At 63.1% G+C, this 16,841-nt stretch carries 16 protein-coding genes; 3 read left to right on the top strand and 13 right to left on the bottom strand.

The genetic code is table 11. The annotated features are described in order from the left end of the window. The 9 genes from ACIGJE_RS17640 to ACIGJE_RS17600 all read right to left on the bottom strand — a co-directional run bounded on the left by ACIGJE_RS17640 (position 1) and on the right by ACIGJE_RS17600 (position 8,363). Positions 1–1,179, bottom strand: coding sequence for an ABC transporter substrate-binding protein (locus ACIGJE_RS17640; RefSeq protein WP_415081238.1), 1,179 nt, complete (start codon positions 1,177–1,179; stop codon positions 1–3). A gap of 4 nt (positions 1,180–1,183) precedes the next feature. Continuing rightward, positions 1,184–2,224, bottom strand: coding sequence for a branched-chain amino acid ABC transporter permease (locus ACIGJE_RS17635; protein ID WP_415081236.1), 1,041 nt, complete (start codon positions 2,222–2,224; stop codon positions 1,184–1,186). Further along, the gene (locus ACIGJE_RS17630) at positions 2,221–3,123 is read right to left on the bottom strand and encodes a branched-chain amino acid ABC transporter permease (RefSeq protein ID WP_415081234.1); all 903 of its coding nucleotides are present in this window, start codon (positions 3,121–3,123) and stop codon (positions 2,221–2,223) included. Before ACIGJE_RS17630 ends, ACIGJE_RS17635 begins: the two co-directional genes overlap by 4 nt. Then, positions 3,120–3,857 carry an ABC transporter ATP-binding protein gene (locus ACIGJE_RS17625; protein ID WP_415081232.1) on the bottom strand — a complete coding sequence of 246 codons (738 nt, stop codon included), beginning with the start codon at positions 3,855–3,857 and terminating at the stop codon, positions 3,120–3,122. The genes ACIGJE_RS17630 and ACIGJE_RS17625 overlap by 4 nt, the downstream gene beginning before the upstream one ends. Further along, complete coding sequence (locus ACIGJE_RS17620; protein WP_415081230.1) at positions 3,850–4,638, bottom strand: ABC transporter ATP-binding protein; 789 nt, start codon at positions 4,636–4,638, stop codon at positions 3,850–3,852. Before ACIGJE_RS17620 ends, ACIGJE_RS17625 begins: the two co-directional genes overlap by 8 nt. Next, positions 4,631–5,257, bottom strand: a complete 627-nt coding sequence (locus ACIGJE_RS17615) for a cysteine hydrolase family protein (protein ID WP_415081228.1) — start codon at positions 5,255–5,257, stop codon at positions 4,631–4,633. Before ACIGJE_RS17615 ends, ACIGJE_RS17620 begins: the two co-directional genes overlap by 8 nt. Continuing rightward, positions 5,254–6,063 carry an N-formylglutamate amidohydrolase gene (locus ACIGJE_RS17610; RefSeq protein WP_483678198.1) on the bottom strand — a complete coding sequence of 270 codons (810 nt, stop codon included), beginning with the start codon at positions 6,061–6,063 and terminating at the stop codon, positions 5,254–5,256. Before ACIGJE_RS17610 ends, ACIGJE_RS17615 begins: the two co-directional genes overlap by 4 nt. Continuing rightward, the gene (locus ACIGJE_RS17605) at positions 6,063–7,382 is read right to left on the bottom strand and encodes a type I glutamate--ammonia ligase (protein WP_415081224.1); all 1,320 of its coding nucleotides are present in this window, start codon (positions 7,380–7,382) and stop codon (positions 6,063–6,065) included. The genes ACIGJE_RS17610 and ACIGJE_RS17605 overlap by 1 nt, the downstream gene beginning before the upstream one ends. A 114-nt stretch (positions 7,383–7,496) precedes the next feature. Beyond that, positions 7,497–8,363 carry a MurR/RpiR family transcriptional regulator gene (locus ACIGJE_RS17600; RefSeq protein ID WP_311936071.1) on the bottom strand — a complete coding sequence of 289 codons (867 nt, stop codon included), beginning with the start codon at positions 8,361–8,363 and terminating at the stop codon, positions 7,497–7,499. Between the two features lie 147 nt (positions 8,364–8,510). On the opposite strand from ACIGJE_RS17600, the gene ACIGJE_RS17595 reads away from it, so the two are divergent. Further along, positions 8,511–9,188: a cysteine hydrolase family protein gene (locus ACIGJE_RS17595; RefSeq protein WP_483678196.1), complete on the top strand. Its 678-nt coding sequence runs from the start codon at positions 8,511–8,513 to the stop codon at positions 9,186–9,188. A 47-nt stretch (positions 9,189–9,235) separates the two neighbouring features. Here ACIGJE_RS17595 and ACIGJE_RS17590 read toward each other — a convergent pair whose 3' ends face one another. The 3 genes from ACIGJE_RS17590 to ACIGJE_RS17580 form a co-directional block, all read right to left on the bottom strand. Beyond that, entirely contained in the window at positions 9,236–10,639 is a 1,404-nt protein-coding gene (locus ACIGJE_RS17590) for a S41 family peptidase (protein ID WP_415081223.1), read from the bottom strand. 372 nt (positions 10,640–11,011) lie between these two features. After that, positions 11,012–11,737, bottom strand: coding sequence for a tellurite resistance TerB family protein (locus ACIGJE_RS17585; protein WP_415081221.1), 726 nt, complete (start codon positions 11,735–11,737; stop codon positions 11,012–11,014). A gap of 243 nt (positions 11,738–11,980) precedes the next feature. Beyond that, on the bottom strand, positions 11,981–12,493 hold the full coding sequence (locus ACIGJE_RS17580; protein WP_415081219.1) for an Lrp/AsnC family transcriptional regulator: 513 nt from the start codon (positions 12,491–12,493) through the stop codon (positions 11,981–11,983). A gap of 99 nt (positions 12,494–12,592) precedes the next feature. Here ACIGJE_RS17580 and ACIGJE_RS17575 point away from each other — a divergent pair, with 99 nt between their 5' ends. Together ACIGJE_RS17575 and ACIGJE_RS17570 are read left to right on the top strand one after the other, a co-directional pair. Further along, complete coding sequence (locus tag ACIGJE_RS17575) at positions 12,593–13,801, top strand: diaminopropionate ammonia-lyase (RefSeq protein WP_415081217.1); 1,209 nt, start codon at positions 12,593–12,595, stop codon at positions 13,799–13,801. Next, positions 13,798–15,036, top strand: coding sequence for a Zn-dependent hydrolase (locus tag ACIGJE_RS17570; protein ID WP_415081215.1), 1,239 nt, complete (start codon positions 13,798–13,800; stop codon positions 15,034–15,036). Before ACIGJE_RS17575 ends, ACIGJE_RS17570 begins: the two co-directional genes overlap by 4 nt. 64 nt (positions 15,037–15,100) lie before the next feature. Here ACIGJE_RS17570 and ACIGJE_RS17565 read toward each other — a convergent pair whose 3' ends face one another. Further along, positions 15,101–16,753, bottom strand: a complete 1,653-nt coding sequence (locus ACIGJE_RS17565) for a Na/Pi cotransporter family protein (RefSeq protein ID WP_311936090.1) — start codon at positions 16,751–16,753, stop codon at positions 15,101–15,103. Between the last annotated feature and the right edge of the window lie 88 nt (positions 16,754–16,841).

Raw genomic sequence — 16,841 nt, 5'->3', positions numbered from 1 at the left:
TCATGGCTCCGCCACGAAGGAGGGTGCAGCCTCGCCGGCGAGCGTGAGCTTGCCGCCCTTGACGCCGATCACCGAGACGGACTTGTCCGGCACCGAGACATTCGGGCGGTAGGTGATCGTACCCGTCACGCCGTCGAGACCGGAGGTCGCCGCGAGCGCGTCACGGATCTTGGCGGGCTCAGGCGCACCAGCCCGCTTGATGGCGTCGGCCATCAGTTTCACCGCGTCATAGCCGAGTGCGGCAAAGGCATTTTCAGGCACGGTGTTATAGGCCTTCTGATAGGCGTCCATGAAGGCCTTCACCTTGGCGCTGGCACCGTCACCGATGAAGGCGTGGGTGGTGAAATAGGTGTCGTTGGCGGCCTCGCCACCGACCTGCAGCAGCAAAGGCGTATCGTAGCCGTCGCCACCCACCACAGGCAGGGTGATGCCGGCTTGACGCAACTGCTTGAGGATCAGCCCGATCTCCTCGGCATTGGCGGCCGCATAGATGAAGGCTGGCTTTTCGGGCAGGGCCTTGATCTTGGCGATCTGTGCGGTGAAGGTCTTGTCGCCGATCTTGTAGCTGTCCTTGCCGACGATCTTGCCGCCGCCATGCTCATAGGCCTTGACGAAATAATCGGAGAGCAGGGTGGTGTATTCGGTGCCGATATCCGTCAGCAGGTAGCAGGTCTTGGCGTTCAGCGTCTTGAGCGCGAATTCCGCGCCCACGGCCGCCTGGACATTGTCGCCGAAGGCGGCAAGGAACACCTCGTTGCCGAGCTGGGCCGGCAGCTTGGGCGACGTGGCGCCAGGAGTGACGAAGGGGATTTCCGCCTTCTGGACCTGGGGGCCGATAGCGAGCACCGAATCCGAATCCGCAAAGCCGACGATGCCGACGACCTTGTCGCTGTCGATCATCTGGCTGGCGACGGTCGAGATCACGGTGGCGTCCGATTTGGAATCATAGGTCACCAGTTCGATCGGCTTTCCGAGCACACCACCGGCGGCGTTGATCTCCTGCGCCGCCAGTTTGGCGCCGTTCAGCATGGGGCCGTCGAGCGAAGCCTGTACGCCGGTGAGATTGGCCGAATAGCCGATCTTGATCGGATCGGCGGCGAGGGCCGGCCCGGCACCAGCTAACAAGGCGGCGGCCGACAGGCCGAGGGCGAGGGTTCTGCGTCTGTTCAACGTCAACATCTGGTCACCTCTCAATTGATGGCTTGCTTGCCGATGTTCTGGTCGCCCCGAATGTCAGTTCGCGGTCGCCCATGATCCCCTTCGGCCGGAAGATCATGATCAGGATGAAGACGATGCCGAGCACGATCTGGCTGGCACCGAACACAGGTGGCACTGTCAGGCCGAGCAGGCTGAAGCCGCGTTCGGCCGAGCGCAGCCCTTCCGAAAGGAGGGAGACGCAGACGACGCCGATCATGGCGCCGGAAAGCGAGCCCATGCCGCCCAGGACGAGCATGGCGATCAGGTTCAGCGTCATGGCGAAATAGAAGGTGATCGGCGAGAAGGAGCCGAGATAATGGGCATAGAGCGAGCCGCCGACACCCGCGAAGAAGGCCCCGATCACGAAGGCGATCAGCCGCGTGCGCAGCACGTCGATGCCGACGGCGCCGGCGGCGATGGTGTCGTCCCTGACAGCCATCATCGAGCGGCCGAAGGGCGAATAGACCAGGCGTGCCAATAGGAGCAGCGTTACCACCAGCCAGGCCATCACCCAGGGCAGGTTGGTCTGCAGCGGCACGCCGGTGAAGGTGCGCGAGCCGCGGGTGAAGTCGACCGCATTGATCAGCACGACATTGACGATGATGAGAAAGCCCATCGTCGCCACCGAGACGAAATAGCCGGATAGCCGCATCAGGGGATAGCCGACGACGACCGCGAGCAGAGCCGTGAACAGGCCGGCGGCCAGGGTGGCCGGCAGGAAGGGCAGGCTGAAGCTCGACAAAAGGCCAGGCAGATGCGGCAGCAGGGCAGCCTTCTGCTGCACCGTCAGCGACAGGATGCCCGAGGCATAGGCACCGGCGCCGACGAAGCCGACATGGCCCAGCGAAAACACGCCGGTGAAGCCGTTGCTGAGCGAGAGGGAGAGCACCAGGATCGAGTTGAGGGCAATCAGGATGAGGATGCGCGTGAGATAGTCGCTCAGGACAAGGGGCGCGCCGATGGCAATCACGCCGGCAACCACGAGGCCGACGGCTGCGAGCAGTGGGATGGGCAGGCCGGCTCTCATAGCTTGATCTCTCGATTGGGCTGCAGCAGGCCACCGGGACGGAACAGCAGGAAGGCGATCAGCAGGCTGAAGACGATGGCATCGCGATAGGGCGTCACCGCATCGGGCAGGAAGGCGACGATGAAGATCTCGAGGGCGCCGAGCATGTAGCCGCCGACGAGGGCGCCCGAGATCGAGCCGAATCCGCCGATGATCGCGGCGACGAAGGCTTTGAGCAGCGGGGTGAAGCCCATTTGCGGCTGGACCACGCCGGCCTGGGCGGCCCAGAGCACGCCGGCGAGGCCGGCATAGGCGGAGGCCACCACGAAGGCGATGACGATGACGCGGTTGACGTCGAGGCCGACGAGATGGGCAGCGGACATGTCTTCGGCTGCCGCCCGCATGCCGAGCCCGATGGTGGTGCGGGTGATGAACCAGCCGAGGCCCAGCAGTGACAGGAAGGAGAGGGCGATGGTCAGGATGTTGATGTTGGTGAAGGTGATCGCCCCATCCGCCAGTTGCCACGAACCGTTGAGCAAATCGGGCAGGGGAAAATTGCGCGGCGAGGAGGTGAAGGCCAGGATGCCGAGATTTTCCAGGATGTAGGTAACGGCGAGGCTGGTCAGCAGCCGGGTCACGTCCGGTGCGTTGCGGATCGGCCGGTAGGCGATGCGCTCGATCACGAAGCCGGCCAGGGCCGCCGCGAGGATGCCACAGAGCATGGCGAGGGCAAAAGGCATGCCGGCCACGCCGAGGATCACGGTGGTGAAGGCGCCCACCATCATCACATCGCCATGGGCGAAATTGGTCAGCTTGAGCACGCCGAAGACGATGGAGAGGCCGACCGCGACCAGGGCATAGAGGCTGCCCAGGCTGACGGCGTTGATGATCTGCTGGAGGACATATTCGAAGCCGTTCATTCATCGGCCCCCAGATAGGCCTGCGCCACGCGGTCATTGGCCGTCAGTTCGGCGGAGCTGCCGGAGAGCACCACGCGGCCGGTGCGCAGCACATAGGCCCTGTCGGCCAGTTCGAGGGCGATTGCGATGTTCTGCTCGACCAGCAGCATGGTCATGCCCTGGCGCTTGAGTTCGGCCAGGGCCTCGAAGATGTGGCGGACCAGCAGGGGAGCCACGCCGAGCGAGGGTTCGTCGAGCAGCAGGAGGCGAGGGGCCGCCATCATGGCGCGGGCGAGGGCAAGCTGCTGCTGCTCGCCGCCCGAGAGCGTGCCGGCCAATTGCGCCAGGCGCTGCTTGAGGATCGGGAACAGGGCGAACATGCGTTCCTGGTCGCGGCCGATGCCGTCGCGATCCCGCCGCGTGCAGGCGCCGAGACGCAGATTATCGGCTACCGTCAGGCCGCCGAACAGGCGACGGCCCTCCGGACTATGGGAGATGCCGATCCGCACGATCTCGGCGGGCGGAAGGGTTGCGATTGCCTGGCCCGCGAAGGTGATGGTTCCGGCTTTCGGACGATTCAGGCCGGAGATCGTGCGCAAGGTCGTGCTCTTGCCGGCGCCGTTGGCGCCGACCAGGGCAACGACTTCGCCCTGGCCGACATCGAGGGAGACACCCTTGAGCGCACGGACCGCGCCGAAATTGACTTCGAGCCCGTCGATCCGGAGCAAAGGAGAGGAGGAACGGGCATCAGGCATGGCCGAGATAGGCCTCCCGGACCCTGCTGTTGCTGCGCACTTCCGCGGGCGTTCCGGTGCAGATGACCTCGCCGGTGGCCAGGACCTGGATGCGCTCGCACAGAGTCATGATCAGGTCCATGTCGTGCTCGACCACGACGACGGCGATGCCATAGCGGTCCCGGATGGCCCGGATCAGCCCTGCGAGCACCCGGGTCTCGTTGGAATCGAGCCCGGCGGCGGGTTCGTCGAGCAGCAGGAGCCGTGGCTGCGTCGCCAGAGCGCGGGCGATTTCGAGGCGTCGCTGGTCGCCATAGGGTAGGGCGGATGCCGGCAGCCGAGCCTTCGGCTTGAGTGCCATCAAGTCGAGCAGTTCATCGGCCGAGTGTTGGGCAGCTGCCAGGCGCTCCCGATAGCGTGCTCCTCGCAAGATTGCGGCAAAAGGGCCGATGGGATGACGAAGCTGGGCCGCAGCCAGAACATTATCGCGCACGCTCAGCGAACCGAACAGACGCGAGCCCTGGAAGGTGCGGGCGATGCCCCGCTCGACGATGGCTGCCGTCGACAGGCCGGCGATCGACTGGCCCTGGAATTCGATCGTACCGGCATTGGGCCGCGAGAAGCCGGTCACCAGATTGAAGAAGGTGCTTTTGCCCGATCCGTTCGGGCCGATGATGCCGACGATCTCGCCGGCCTGTACGCTGATGGCCTGATTGCGCAGGGCGACCAGGCCGCGAAAGGCCTTGGTGAGATCGGCCGTGCGCAGCAAAGGGGCGGTTTGCGGGGAGGTCGCTTCAGCCATCACTGCGCCTCCGCGGGGCCGCCAGTTCTCTCAGCAACTCGTCGGTACTGGCCTGCCGGCAATAGCCTTTGAAGGCGCTGAGGGCATGCGCGTGGCGCTCGGGCGTATCGGTCGTGCAGGCGTCGACAGGGCAGACCATGCGAAAGCCGCGATCGGCGCCGTCGCGCACCGTGTGGTCGATGCATTGATCGGTCAGGAAGCCCGTCACCACGATGGTGTCGAGCCCGATATTGCGGACGAGATATTCGAAATTGGTGGAGTTGAAGAGACTGGATGAGGTTTTCAGCAGCACCATGTCGTCCGGGCCGGGCGCGAGCTCGGCGATGACGTGGGTTTCCGGGCTGCCGGGGGCGAAATGAAAGCCCGTCTGCTTGTAGTCGAGGCTGCGGTCGCGCCCGTCCCGGGTCAGGCTGGCGATGACGGTATAGACGATCTCGGCACCCGCTGCCCGGCCGGCAGCCAGCAGGCGCACGATGTTCGGAATCGCGACATCGCGGGCCGAGCGGTAGAAATAGGGCCGTGTTGCCTCCGCCTGTGCATTGAAGATGCCGTCCTGGGTGTCGATCACCACGATAGCGGTCCTGACGGGATCGAGGGGCGCCTTGCGATCGGGGATCATCGGCCGGCCTCCACGCCGAAATGCGCACAGGCGGCCTTCAGGACGGGAGCGAGGCGCTCCGCCCAGGTTACCTGGCCGGAGGCATCGGCAATCAGATCCTGGCGGATCTCGAACTCGACATAGGGCAGCCGCCGTTCCTCGCCATGGACGGGCACGGAATAATCTTCGGCCATGTTGACCCCATAGGGCTCGTTGCGCCCGATCACGAGATCGCGCTGATGCGCCAATTCTGTGAGGACCAGGTCCGAGAATTGGCGATTGTCATGATAGCAAAGGCCGACATGCCACGGGCGCGGTGCCGGAGCGGCCAGAAGCGAGGGCGTGAAGCTGTGCATCGACACCAGGATCAGGGGCTGGCCGGCGGCCAGCTTGTGGTCGATGTAGGTGGATATCGCGGTGTGATACGGTTCGACGATTTCGCGGATGCGCGCCTGGCGGTCATCAGCCGTCGGATCCTGGTTGGCCGGTACCGGTGTCCCGTCGGAAATGGGTGTCATGAAGCTGGGCGAGTCGAGCCGTCGATTGCATTCGGCCACCAGACGCGAATAGCGTTGGAATATAAGGGGCGCCTGCAGGCGATCGGACAGGGCCATGCTGACGCCCAGGATGCCGATGTCGATGCCGATGTGGCGGTCGAGTTCCGATTGCGGCAGGCCCAGCCCGGCGAGCACGGCGGGCACCGCATTGCCGGCATGGTCGCAGATGATCAGGAAGGGAGAGGAAGCCTCGTCATTGTGCAAGCCTACCGGCGGCGGATCGTCGGCACCGAGCAGGCCGGTCGGAACGGGGCGTGGGAATGAGCCCATCAATAGGCCCTCGCATAGAGGGCGCAGAGGTCTTCCAGGCCCGTGTCCCCGGCCATCTCGATCTCGCCGCGCTTATGCATGAGATAGGCTTTGGTCAGGACTGGGCCGAGCCAAGTGGTAGCCGCAATGTCGGCTTCCAGAGCGTCTAGCGCTTCGCCGAGGCTGTGAGGCAGGTCGCCAATGCCGCGTTCGGCCCGCTCCGTTGCATTCCAGCGCCCGGGATCGCCGCTGGAGATGAAGGGCTCGGGCAGGGCTTCGCGTATGCCCGAAAGACCGGCAAAGACCAGCATGGCCAATTGCAGATAGGGGCTCGCAGTGGCATCGGCGCCGCGATATTCGATGTTGTATCGCTTGGCGACGTCGACGCCTTCGATCTCGGGATAGGGGCAGATGCGCAAAAGCGCCTCGCGGTCCCGATCGGCGAGATTGGCATAATAGGCCGACCAGGAATGTGGTTTCAGCCGCTCATAGGAGATCACGCTCGGTGCGGTGACGGCACACAGCGCTCGGGCATGCCTGAGGATGCCGGCGCAGAAGGAAGCGCAGATCTCGCTCATGCCTCCTGGTCGTCCAGGCTCATAACAGACAGGCTTGCCGGCAAGATCGATCAGGCTGAAATGGATGTGCACGCCATTGCCGACGATGCCCGGGGTCACCACAGGCGAGAAACTGGCGTGACTGCCATGGCGGCGGGCCAGCGAGCGGCAGATCTCGCGGAGTTTCACTGCCTGATCGGCTGCTTTCAGGCCTTCCGCGGGATCGATGGTTATTTCATACTGTCGCGGGCCGTATTCGGGCAGGAAGGTGTCGGGGGCGATGTCGTTGGCACGCAAGGCCGCCAGGAAGGAGCCGATGAAGCCCTCCATGCCTCGGAGGCTGCTGGCGGCATAGGAGTCCCCCGGGCGTTCTTCACCGCCCGCGTACCAGAATTCATGCTCGAAGCTGGCGATGAGCCGCAAGCCCGCTTCAGCCTCGAGAGCGGCGAGGGCCCGCTTGAGCAGGTCGCGCAGGCAGCAATCCCAAGGCGTGCCTGCCATGGTCATGATGTCGCCGAGGATGATGTGCTCGGCGGGCGTGCCGTCGTCATAGGGCAGGCGGATATCACCGCCGGGTTGGGGCACCAGCATGAGGTCGCCCTCCGCGCCGAACGGCGTGGCGGGGATGCGGCCGAAGCAATTGATCATGATGTTGGTCGGGGTCCAGCCGACACCGAAGCGGCGACGGTTCTCCAGGTCGGCCGCTGGAAATCCCTTGCCGCGGACCTGGCCGGCAATGTCGCTGCAGCAGACCGTGATGACGCTTTCAGGCCTTGTTGCCATTGGCGTGCCGTTCCCCTGTTTTTATTGGGACGAACGCTAGCACGCGAGAATTATTTCTTACAAGATGATGTTAAGAGCGGCTATGCCGTAATTTTTGGCAAAACAAATAAAACATCACGGAAGCAATTTCTGCCGAACACCTTCGATGGTTTCGAACCGGGCCCTGGCAATCGGCCATTGCCGGGCGTCGATCGCGAGTGCGACCGCTTCCACCAGGGCGATGACACCGATCAGGCTGTCCCAGGGCGAGGGGACGTCGACGCGGGCCCTCAGCACGATATCGGCAACCTGGGCGGCATCCGACATCCACTGGTCGGTAAAGAGAGCGACCACGGCCTCGCGGCTCTTGGCGACCTCGGCCGTACGCACCGTGTCGGCCTGATAGCGGCGGATGTCGAACAGGATCACGACGTCCTTGCGCCGAAGCTCGGCGAGTTCATCGGCGCGTCGCATCAATCCTGCGGAGAACAGCCTGACCCTGCCGCGAAGCTTGCGCAGGTGGAATTCCAGATGGCGTGCAGCCGGCTCGGTGAAGTCGCCGCCAAGCAGAAAGACCTGGCGTCTTTCATCGACGAGAATGTCGACGAGACGCGCGAGCTCCGCCTCATTGATCATGGCGATCGAACCTTGCACCGTCTCGGCGAGGGCGCGCCCGAACTCGAGAAGCGCCGATGTCGAGGCATCCGCATGGGGGCGCGTCAGGGGGAATTCGGCCTGAGCCTCCATTTCCTCGCGCAATGCCCGCCGGAAATCGGCATAGCCCGGAAAGCCGAGCTTGGCCACGAAGCGCAGAATGGTGGGGGCGCTGACCTTGGCTCTCTCGGCGAACAGCGCCACCGTCTCCATGCCGGTGGTTGGGTAGCGGGCGAGGAGGGCGCGCGCTGCACGCTTTTCCGCATCGCTCAGGGACGGCATGGTCGCCGCGACGCGATCGGCTAGCGTCGTGCCGGTCTGGGGCAGGGCGACTCTCGGGGGCTCCATGGCGATACCTTTTCTCGATGTCCGCGCGGATGTTCTGACGTCCGCACGGGTGCCATTGTCTTTCACGATGTCTCGGTACAGGATAGGTCAATTACGGGAAAAACCGTAATTTGAATTACAACAAGTTCCCCATCCCACGAGGACAGCATGGCAGGCCTTCCAGCCATCGATGCGCCGGGCGGAGCCTACCGAGAGCGCGGGATCGTCCCGGCTCGAACGGCGCTGCTCAATGTCGACATGCAGAATGGCGAATTCAATGCGCAGATCCTGGCGCGTGCTCGTACGCCGGGTACGCCGGAAGCGGCAAAGCGGGCCTTCTATGAACGCATCGACAGCGTGGTGATCCCCAACCAGGTCCGCCTGCAGGAAGCGGCGAGGGCCGCCGGCATCGAGGTGATCTTCACCGTGCTGGAAAGCCTGACCCAGGATGGGCGCGACCGCAGCCTCGACCACAAGATCTCGGGCCTGAATTTTCCGAAGGGCTGCTGGGAGGCGAAAGTGATCGAGACCGTCGGTCCCAGGGGGGATGAGATCATCATACCCAAGACGGCATCCGGCATCTTCAACGCCACCAATATCGAATATGTGCTGCGCAATCTCGGTGTGGAGTTCCTGATCGTCTATGGCGTGGTGACCGATCAATGCGTCGAATCCGCCATACGTGACGCCGCCGACCGCGGTTTCCTGGTGACCCAGGTCGAGGATTGCTGCGCGGCCGAGACGCCGGAGAACCATCTGGCTTCGATCGAGAGCATGAAGGGGCACTATTGCCATACGCGCAGCACGGATGAAATGATTGTCGAAATCAAGCAAATTTCGAGCTAAAAATCATTATTTTCAATAATGTACCATTATATATCTAATGCAGAAGCTTATCGATTTGGAAGGCCCGGGAAGCGCCCCGATCGACCCGCTTCGTCAACGGCGTGCATCGCAGCTTGAAGCGCTGGATCACGCTCGGCTTCGAGATCGGCCGCGGTGAACAAAGTTATCGGAACATCGGGTGGAACACCTTTTATATCATAGGCTTGTCCATTCTTGTTCAAGTAGATTTCATTGGGAACACCGAAGCGCCAGCCATTCGGCAAATGACGGATCAGCACATCGGAGAAGACGCCTTGTGTGTTCTCTCCGATGAAAACGGGTTTATACGTGCGCCCCTGGAGCGACATGGCGAAAGCCTCGGCCGCGCTGACGCTTTCGTGCCCCATCAACAGCGCCATCGGTCCGTAGAAGCCCGGGCGCGGAGAAGGAGCCACCATGATCGGCTGCGGCTCGCTGAATTTCGTCGGATCCGCCGGGTCGATGCGGAAAATCTTGCTGGAAGCGGGATAGGATGTCGCGGTCAGGCGCCCCGCGATCTGCAAGCCCAGCATTTCGGTGCCGCCGCCATTGAGGCGTATGTCGACAACGAGCCCACGCAATCCGGATGCCTTGCCGAAAATATCGTCCAGCGCTGCATCGAGCGCAGCCGTCTGGGCGGCGGTTTCGGCATTCTTGTCATAGTTCTCGAAACTGACGATCAGCAAATAGCCGACACCGTCGGGCAACATGCCGAATGCAAGCTGCCGGTTGCAGTACCAGGCGAGGGGCGTCGTCAGGAACCGCTTTTCAACGATGGTGAGCGCGCGCTGATGGATTGCCTCGCTCCTGGCTGCGGGTGGGCGCCAGCCGCTGAACTCCAGGCCGAGGGCTGGTGCCTCGACCCAGACATGGGCATCTTCGAGGGGCGCCAGCATCTCGCGAAAATGCCTGAAGAGCGTCTGATCGTCCGTCGTTGGTCCGATAGCCTCCCGATGTGCGGCTGTCGTGGCGTCCCAATCCACGTGATGCTGCTTGAAGAATGGATATTGTTCGGCGAAAGTCCGCGCGAAAATATCGAAATTGACGATGGGATCTGCGGTGGCGGCCTGCGAACAGGCCGCGGGCAATGCATCGGTGCGCGTGAGTTGGGTTTGTGTGGCGACCCCGTCGACAGTCAGCACGAGCTGGTTCGGCTGCCGTCCTGGCCGGAACGCGAAGGCATCGGTGACCCCGGTATCGTTGTTGATGCTGGAGCCGGCAAAGCGTGCGGCGTTTTCCGAAGACGCGACCCGTTCGGCAGAAACCGATTTCTGGCAACTGATCGCCGTGATTTCGAAACGCTGCAAATGCCCGCCGCCAATGGCATAGGCATGGCCGTATCCCGTCGTCAGCCAGATGCCATCCGTAAAGTCCGTAGCGGCTCGGGCCGGCGGCGCAAGCAGGAGCAGGCAGACAAGGAGCATGCAGCGCATTGGACGACCTCCAGGGAAACGGCGGTCCTAGCGGCTAAAATTGGCATGCCTGTGAACGGTCGTCGATGGTCGGCGCTGATATGAACTGGGCGGCACGACCGGCATGGCCCGAAAGCGATGCATCGGCGCTGAAAAACCTTGAGCGACAAGCCGGCAATTTCGGTTGCGGGGAGCGATCAGGGGCGGCAGCAAATACCGGCTGAAACCGGGCCAGGAGTGGGGCGGTGGGCCAGGTCTTTAATTCGCATAAGATATATTATGGAACATAAATCCATTCCCCAGCCTGGCCAAAAGCCCGATAAACCGGGCTTTTCTCAAAAAGCCCGGTCTTCGTTCGCACTGAGGATCGATGCGATCCGAGGCTTGATCGCTCTATCGGGCGACGGTGGCAGCAAGGCCGCTGTCGATCTGGCCCGTCACCGCCTGCGGCAGCTTCAGGCGCCCGGCCAGTACATGCAGATAGGAATTCTCGGCCGGCGATGCGGCACCGACAGCGATGCGCGAAACGGCGTAGACCTCGGCCGCCAGTTCCGGCGTGGTCGCGCCACGCACGATCGGCTCCATGTCGAAGGGCTTGCTCAACTCCTGGAAAAGGAAGTTGCGCTCGTCGTCGGAGAGACTGAGCTTGTCGGCATGTCCGAGGATCAGGCTCTGCTCCTCGGCGTCGACATTGCCGTCGGCCTTGGCTGCGTTGATCATCGCACCCAGCAAAAGCTTGGCGTGGCTTTCAGCCGCGGCGGGCGTTTCCACGGGCAGCGCCTCCACTGCGCGTGCCTCGATGACGGGCGGCAGCGGTTGTGGGCTCGACACTTGCGGCGGCAGGAAGCCGCCCGGCGCGCTATTGGCCGCGGCGGCGCCGTTGTCGCCTGTTGCCGGAGCACCGGCCTGCCCAGCCTGGCTGCGCTGCCAGGCATGCAGCGCGAGCGCGCCGATAGCGGCAATGCCGCCATATTTGACGGCGGCGCCGGCCAGGTCTCGGCCGGTTTCGGTGAACAGGATGCCTGCCGCAGCGCCACCCGCCGCCAGCTTCTTGCCTGGCGTGTTGAGAACTTGACCGCCGGCACCCAGCACTTTTCCAAGCAGATTGTTCAGATCCATTATCCGTTCTTGCTCCTCTACGATCGCCCAGCCCGAGCTCGCCACGAACTTTCGGACGTCTCCATCTTGGGATTCGACCGGATCGATCAGCACGGCCGGATGTGGTGCCAAGAACCCGGCGGCTTCAAGGCCGCCAATATGAAATCTTGGTCATGAAGGCAATGCGAATTTGATATTAAATTACATATTTATTGTTATATTTCAATATATTGAAGTTTTAATCGAATCTAATGTCTTGAGGCGTCATTGCGGTGTCGAGACGCCCGGAACCTTGTCCAGGGACAAGGTGGTGCCGGTTTTGACCCGATCCATCACCACGAAAGTCCGGAAGCGCTTGACGTTGCTGTTGGCGAAGAACAGCCGGCGCGTCAGTGCTTCATAATCAGCCATCGATGGCACGTTCAAGATCAGCACGAAGTCCGTTTCTCCGGCGACATAGTAGCATTGCTGCACGCTGGCTTCGGCGAGGAATGCCTTCTTGGCCTCGTCGATCAAGACGCTTCGCTCGCGCTCGAGATCGACATTGACCACGATGGTCAACGGCTGGCCAATCTTTGCCGGATCGAGCGTGGCAACATTGGCGGTTATGACGCCACTCTCCTCCAAGCGCCGGATGCGGCGTTGTACGGCCGGCGCCGACAGATGGATGGCCTCGGCGATCTTGCGCTGCGGCGTGTGATTGTCGCGTTGCAGGATAGCCAGGATGGCGACATCGAAGCCGTCAAGTTCGAGGGATGAACCGGAAATGCGTGGCATCGCGACCCGACGATACAAAATTGCACCAACGATCTCCAATCAGAGCGCATTCATCGGCTCTTACGCAATAGGATTGCGCTTGAGAAATGGAGATCCCCGATGCTTCTGCTCAATTCCGATGCGTACTATCGCTCCCCACTCCTCGCCGACGACCGTTCCACGCTGGGACGCGCCGGTGCGGACGAAGTCGAGCGCTTCCTGGCCGTTCGGGCCGACCACCATCCGACCCCCCTGCTCTCTCTGCCCGCTCTCGCGACGCGGCTCGGTATCGGCGAACTCCTCGTAAAAGATGAGGCTCACCGTCTAGGTCTTTGTAGTTTCAAGGCTCTTGGCGGAGCCTATGCCGTGGTGCGGCTGGTGATCGAGAAGGCCAGCCGGCAGCTGGGGCGGACAGTCGATTATACGCAACTCGGGCAGGATGAGGTCAGATCGGTCGCCGCCGAAATGGTTTTCGCCTGTGCGACAGACGGCAATCACGGTCGCTCCGTGGCCCAGGGGGCCCGGTTTGTCGGGGCGAAGGCCGTGATCTTCGTGCATGGCGGTGTGAGCCCGGGGCGCGTGCAGGCGATCGCGGCGTTCGGGGCTGAGATCGTGCGGGTGGGTGGCACCTATGACGACTCCGTGGCCGAGGCCGCGCGTGTCAGCCAAGCCAGGGGCTGGACTGTCGTCTCCGACACGTCCTGGGCAGGCTATGAGCGCATCCCGAGCCTGGTGATGCAGGGCTACACCACCATTCTGCGAGAAGCCTTGCAGCAGATGCGCGAACCGCCGACCCATTTATTCGTCCAGGCCGGTGTCGGCGGCATTGCGGCAGCGCTTGGCGGCCATGCTGCACTCGTCCTCGAAGCGCAGCGGCCGAAGCTGGTGGTGGTCGAGCCGGCGCTCTCGGCCTGTATCTTCGCCAGCGCGCAGGCCGGCCAGCCCGTGAAGGTCGACCATGGTGCTCCCACGGTGATGGCGATGCTGGAATGCTACGAGCCGTCCCAGGTCGCATGGCGGATCCTGATGCGCGTGGCGGACGGTTTCATGACGGTGGAGGACGAGGAAGCGATCGCGGCGATGAAGGCCCTGGCGCGTCCCTTGCCGGGCGATCCAGCTATCGTCGCGGGCGAGAGCGGCGCGGCCGGCCTGGCCGGCTTGCTCCGGGCGGCTCGGGGCGATGCCATGCGCCAGGCACTCGGCCTGGATGCCAATGCCCGCGTCCTGGTGATCAACAGCGAAGGCGCCACCGATCCCGCACGATACCGGGATCTTGTCGGCCTCGACCCGGCGGATGTGCGGATGGCAAATGGGGAGATTCAGGCATGAGCGAGGTATCCATCCAGGCCGAGCGCTTGCTGGGGCGGCTGCGCAGTCTCGGGGCGATCGGGCGTGGGGACGACGGCCGGCTGACCCGATTGGCCGCATCCGACGCCGACAGAGCGGGGCGCGACAGCCTGGTTCGATGGCTCGAGGATGCGGGCCTCGAGGTCGCGATCGACAGGATCGGCAATATCTTCGGTATCTGGCGTCCGGAGAGCGTAAGGGACGATGCCCCGGTCCTCCTCGGCTCGCATATCGACACCGTCATCGACGCCGGAATCTATGACGGTTGCTATGGTGTTCTGTCGGGCCTCGAAGTGATCGAGACGCTGAAATCCTCCGGCTGGCGCCCAAGTCGCCCGATCGCCATAGCCGCCTTCACCAATGAGGAAGGCGTACGTTATGCGCCGGACATGATGGGTTCACTGGTCCATGCCGGCGGATTGTCGGTCGAGGAGGCGCTGGCCTCCATCGGCATCGATGGCACCAGGCTTGGCGAGGAACTGCGGCGGATCGGCTATGCGGGCGAACGGGAGCCCGGTTTCCTCAAGCCACATGCCTATCTGGAGCTTCATATCGAGCAAGGCCCGGTACTCGAACGCGAAGGTCTGGCCATTGGTGCTGTCGAGACGCTGCAAGGCATCTCCTGGCAACGCGTCACCATCGAGGGCGTCGCCAATCACGCCGGCACCACCCCTATGTCGCTGCGCCATGATGCCGGCCATGCCGCGGCGCGCGTGATTACCTTTCTGCGCGAGCAGGCCGTTGCCGCCGACATGCCGTCGGTGGCGACCGTCGGCAGTCTTCGGTTCGAGCCGAATGCCATCAACGTCATCCCGGCACGGGCGAACCTTACGGTGGACCTGCGCGATCCCGATGAGATGCGCCTGCGCGAGGCGGAAAGCGCCCTCGCCTCTTTCCTTGATGAGCTCGCCCGGTCGGAGGGCGTCGCGGTATCCGTCGAGCGCCTCGCCCGATTCGAGCCGGTTGTCTTCGACAGGGGGGTGGTGGATCGGATCGAACAGGCGGCCGGCCGCCGGGGCCTACCCTGCCGCCGGATGACCTCCGGTGCGGGCCATGATGCCCAGATGATGGCGCGGATCGCGCCCTCGGCCATGATCTTCGTGCCCAGCATTGCCGGAATTAGTCATAATCCCAAGGAGTTCACGCCGGATGCCGATCTTCTTGCCGGTGCGAACGTGCTCCTTGATGTGGTGCGAAGTCTCACGGCGGCAGGATGATTCCGATCCACTGCAGCCGATCAATCGTCTGAAAAATTCTATTTATCTAATTGATATCAGATGATTATCCAGCATCCTTGAGGCGTGAGGTCGAAAGTTCTCCCGCTGCCTCGAGGATCGGATAGGCCACGGCCGTCAGATGAGCGACGATGCGCTTGAGGTCGCGGATGACGTCCATATGCAGCGAACTGGTCTCGATCGAGGCCAGCGTACCGGCCCGCAGGCGATTGAGGTGGCTCTCCGCCGCCGAGCGTTCGAAATTGCGGATATGATCCTTGGCCACCACCAATTGGCGGGCCATGACGGGATCCTGGGTCATGAACACCGTGATGGCGAGGCGCATCTGCGCCACCACTTCGCGATGCATGGCCTTGATTTCAGCCCAGCCCTCGCTTGAGAAGCTCAGATTGAGCCGCTGCTTCTTGGCGGCCAGTTCAAGCAGGGTCTTATCGAGGATGTCGCCGACATGTTCGAGATTGGTGGTGAACAGGATGAGCTCGAACGCCTTCCGGCTCATGTCCTTGTCGAGCGGCGTGCGGGTCAGCCGGGTCAGATAGAGTTTGATGTTCTCCTGCAACCGGTCGACTTGATAGTCGAGCTGGCTGATTTGCTTGCGCCTGGAATCGTCCTGTTCCTCGAAGGTTATGATCGATTCCCGCAGCATGATCTCAACCAGTTCGGCCAGCCGGATCACCTCGCGCGAGGCAGCCACCAGAGCGACCGAGGGGCTGTCGAAATCCCCTTCGTCGAGTACAGGCGAGGGGCGCTCGCCAATCGGCGCCTCCGGCGCCCTCACCAGCCTTTCGAGCAGGCGGGCGGTCTGGTCGATGAAAGGCAGGAAGACGATCAGAAGAGCTAAGTTGAAGCCGACATGGAAATTGGCGATCTGGCGGGCCCCGGAGGCTTCCAATTGCGCCAGCCAGGGCTGAATGAGGCCGATCAGGGGCAAGAGCACCACGGCCCCGACCAGGCGGGTGCCGAGATTGCCGAGCAAAGCGCGTCGGACTTCGATCGGGGCAGCCAGAGACAGACCGAGAGGAGCCAGTCCCGAGCCGATATTGGCCCCCAGCACCAGGGCAAGGCCGAGTGGAATGCCCACCACCCCTGCCCCCGAGAGCGACATCACCAGCAGCAGGATCGCCACGCTCGAATGCACCAGCCAAGCCAGTCCAGCCCCGATCAGCAGCGCAGCCCAGGGCTGGCCATTGAGGCGTTCGAAGATCAACGTCATGATTTCGCTCTGGCGGATCGGATCGGCGATCCCGACGACCAGGTGCAGCGACAGGATCATCAGTCCGAGGCCGATCATGGCGCGGCCGACATTCTGCGAGACGGATGAGCGCCCGAGCATGAACGAAGCCACGCCCGCGATGATCAGGACGGGCATCAGGGCCGACAGATCGAAGGACAATGCCTGAACCACGAGCGTGGTGCCGACATTGCTGCCGAGTAAGACGGCCAGGGCCATGGCGAGCGTGAGGAAGCCCCGCTCGACGAAGGACATCACCAGAAGGGTCGAGCCGGTCGAACTCTGCAGGGCTGCCGCCACCCCTGCCCCCGCCAGGCAGGCGGAAAACCGATTGGAAGTGGCCCGCGAAATCACGCCGCGCAATCGTTCGCCGAAGGCCCGCATGATCCCCGTCTTGACCAGGCGGGTGGACCAGATCAGGAGTGCGACACCTGCGAGAAGATTGAGAAAAACGTGCTGACCAGCCAACCGAGCAATTCCTTAGGACGAATCCTTTTCATGACAAGAAAGAGGAATCTATCACATAAGCAATTGAAACAGCATGAACATTAACGTC

The sequence above is a fragment of the Labrys sp. E2SS-1L genome (assembly GCF_057073705.1).
This window is presented reverse-complemented; position numbering and strand designations above follow the sequence as displayed.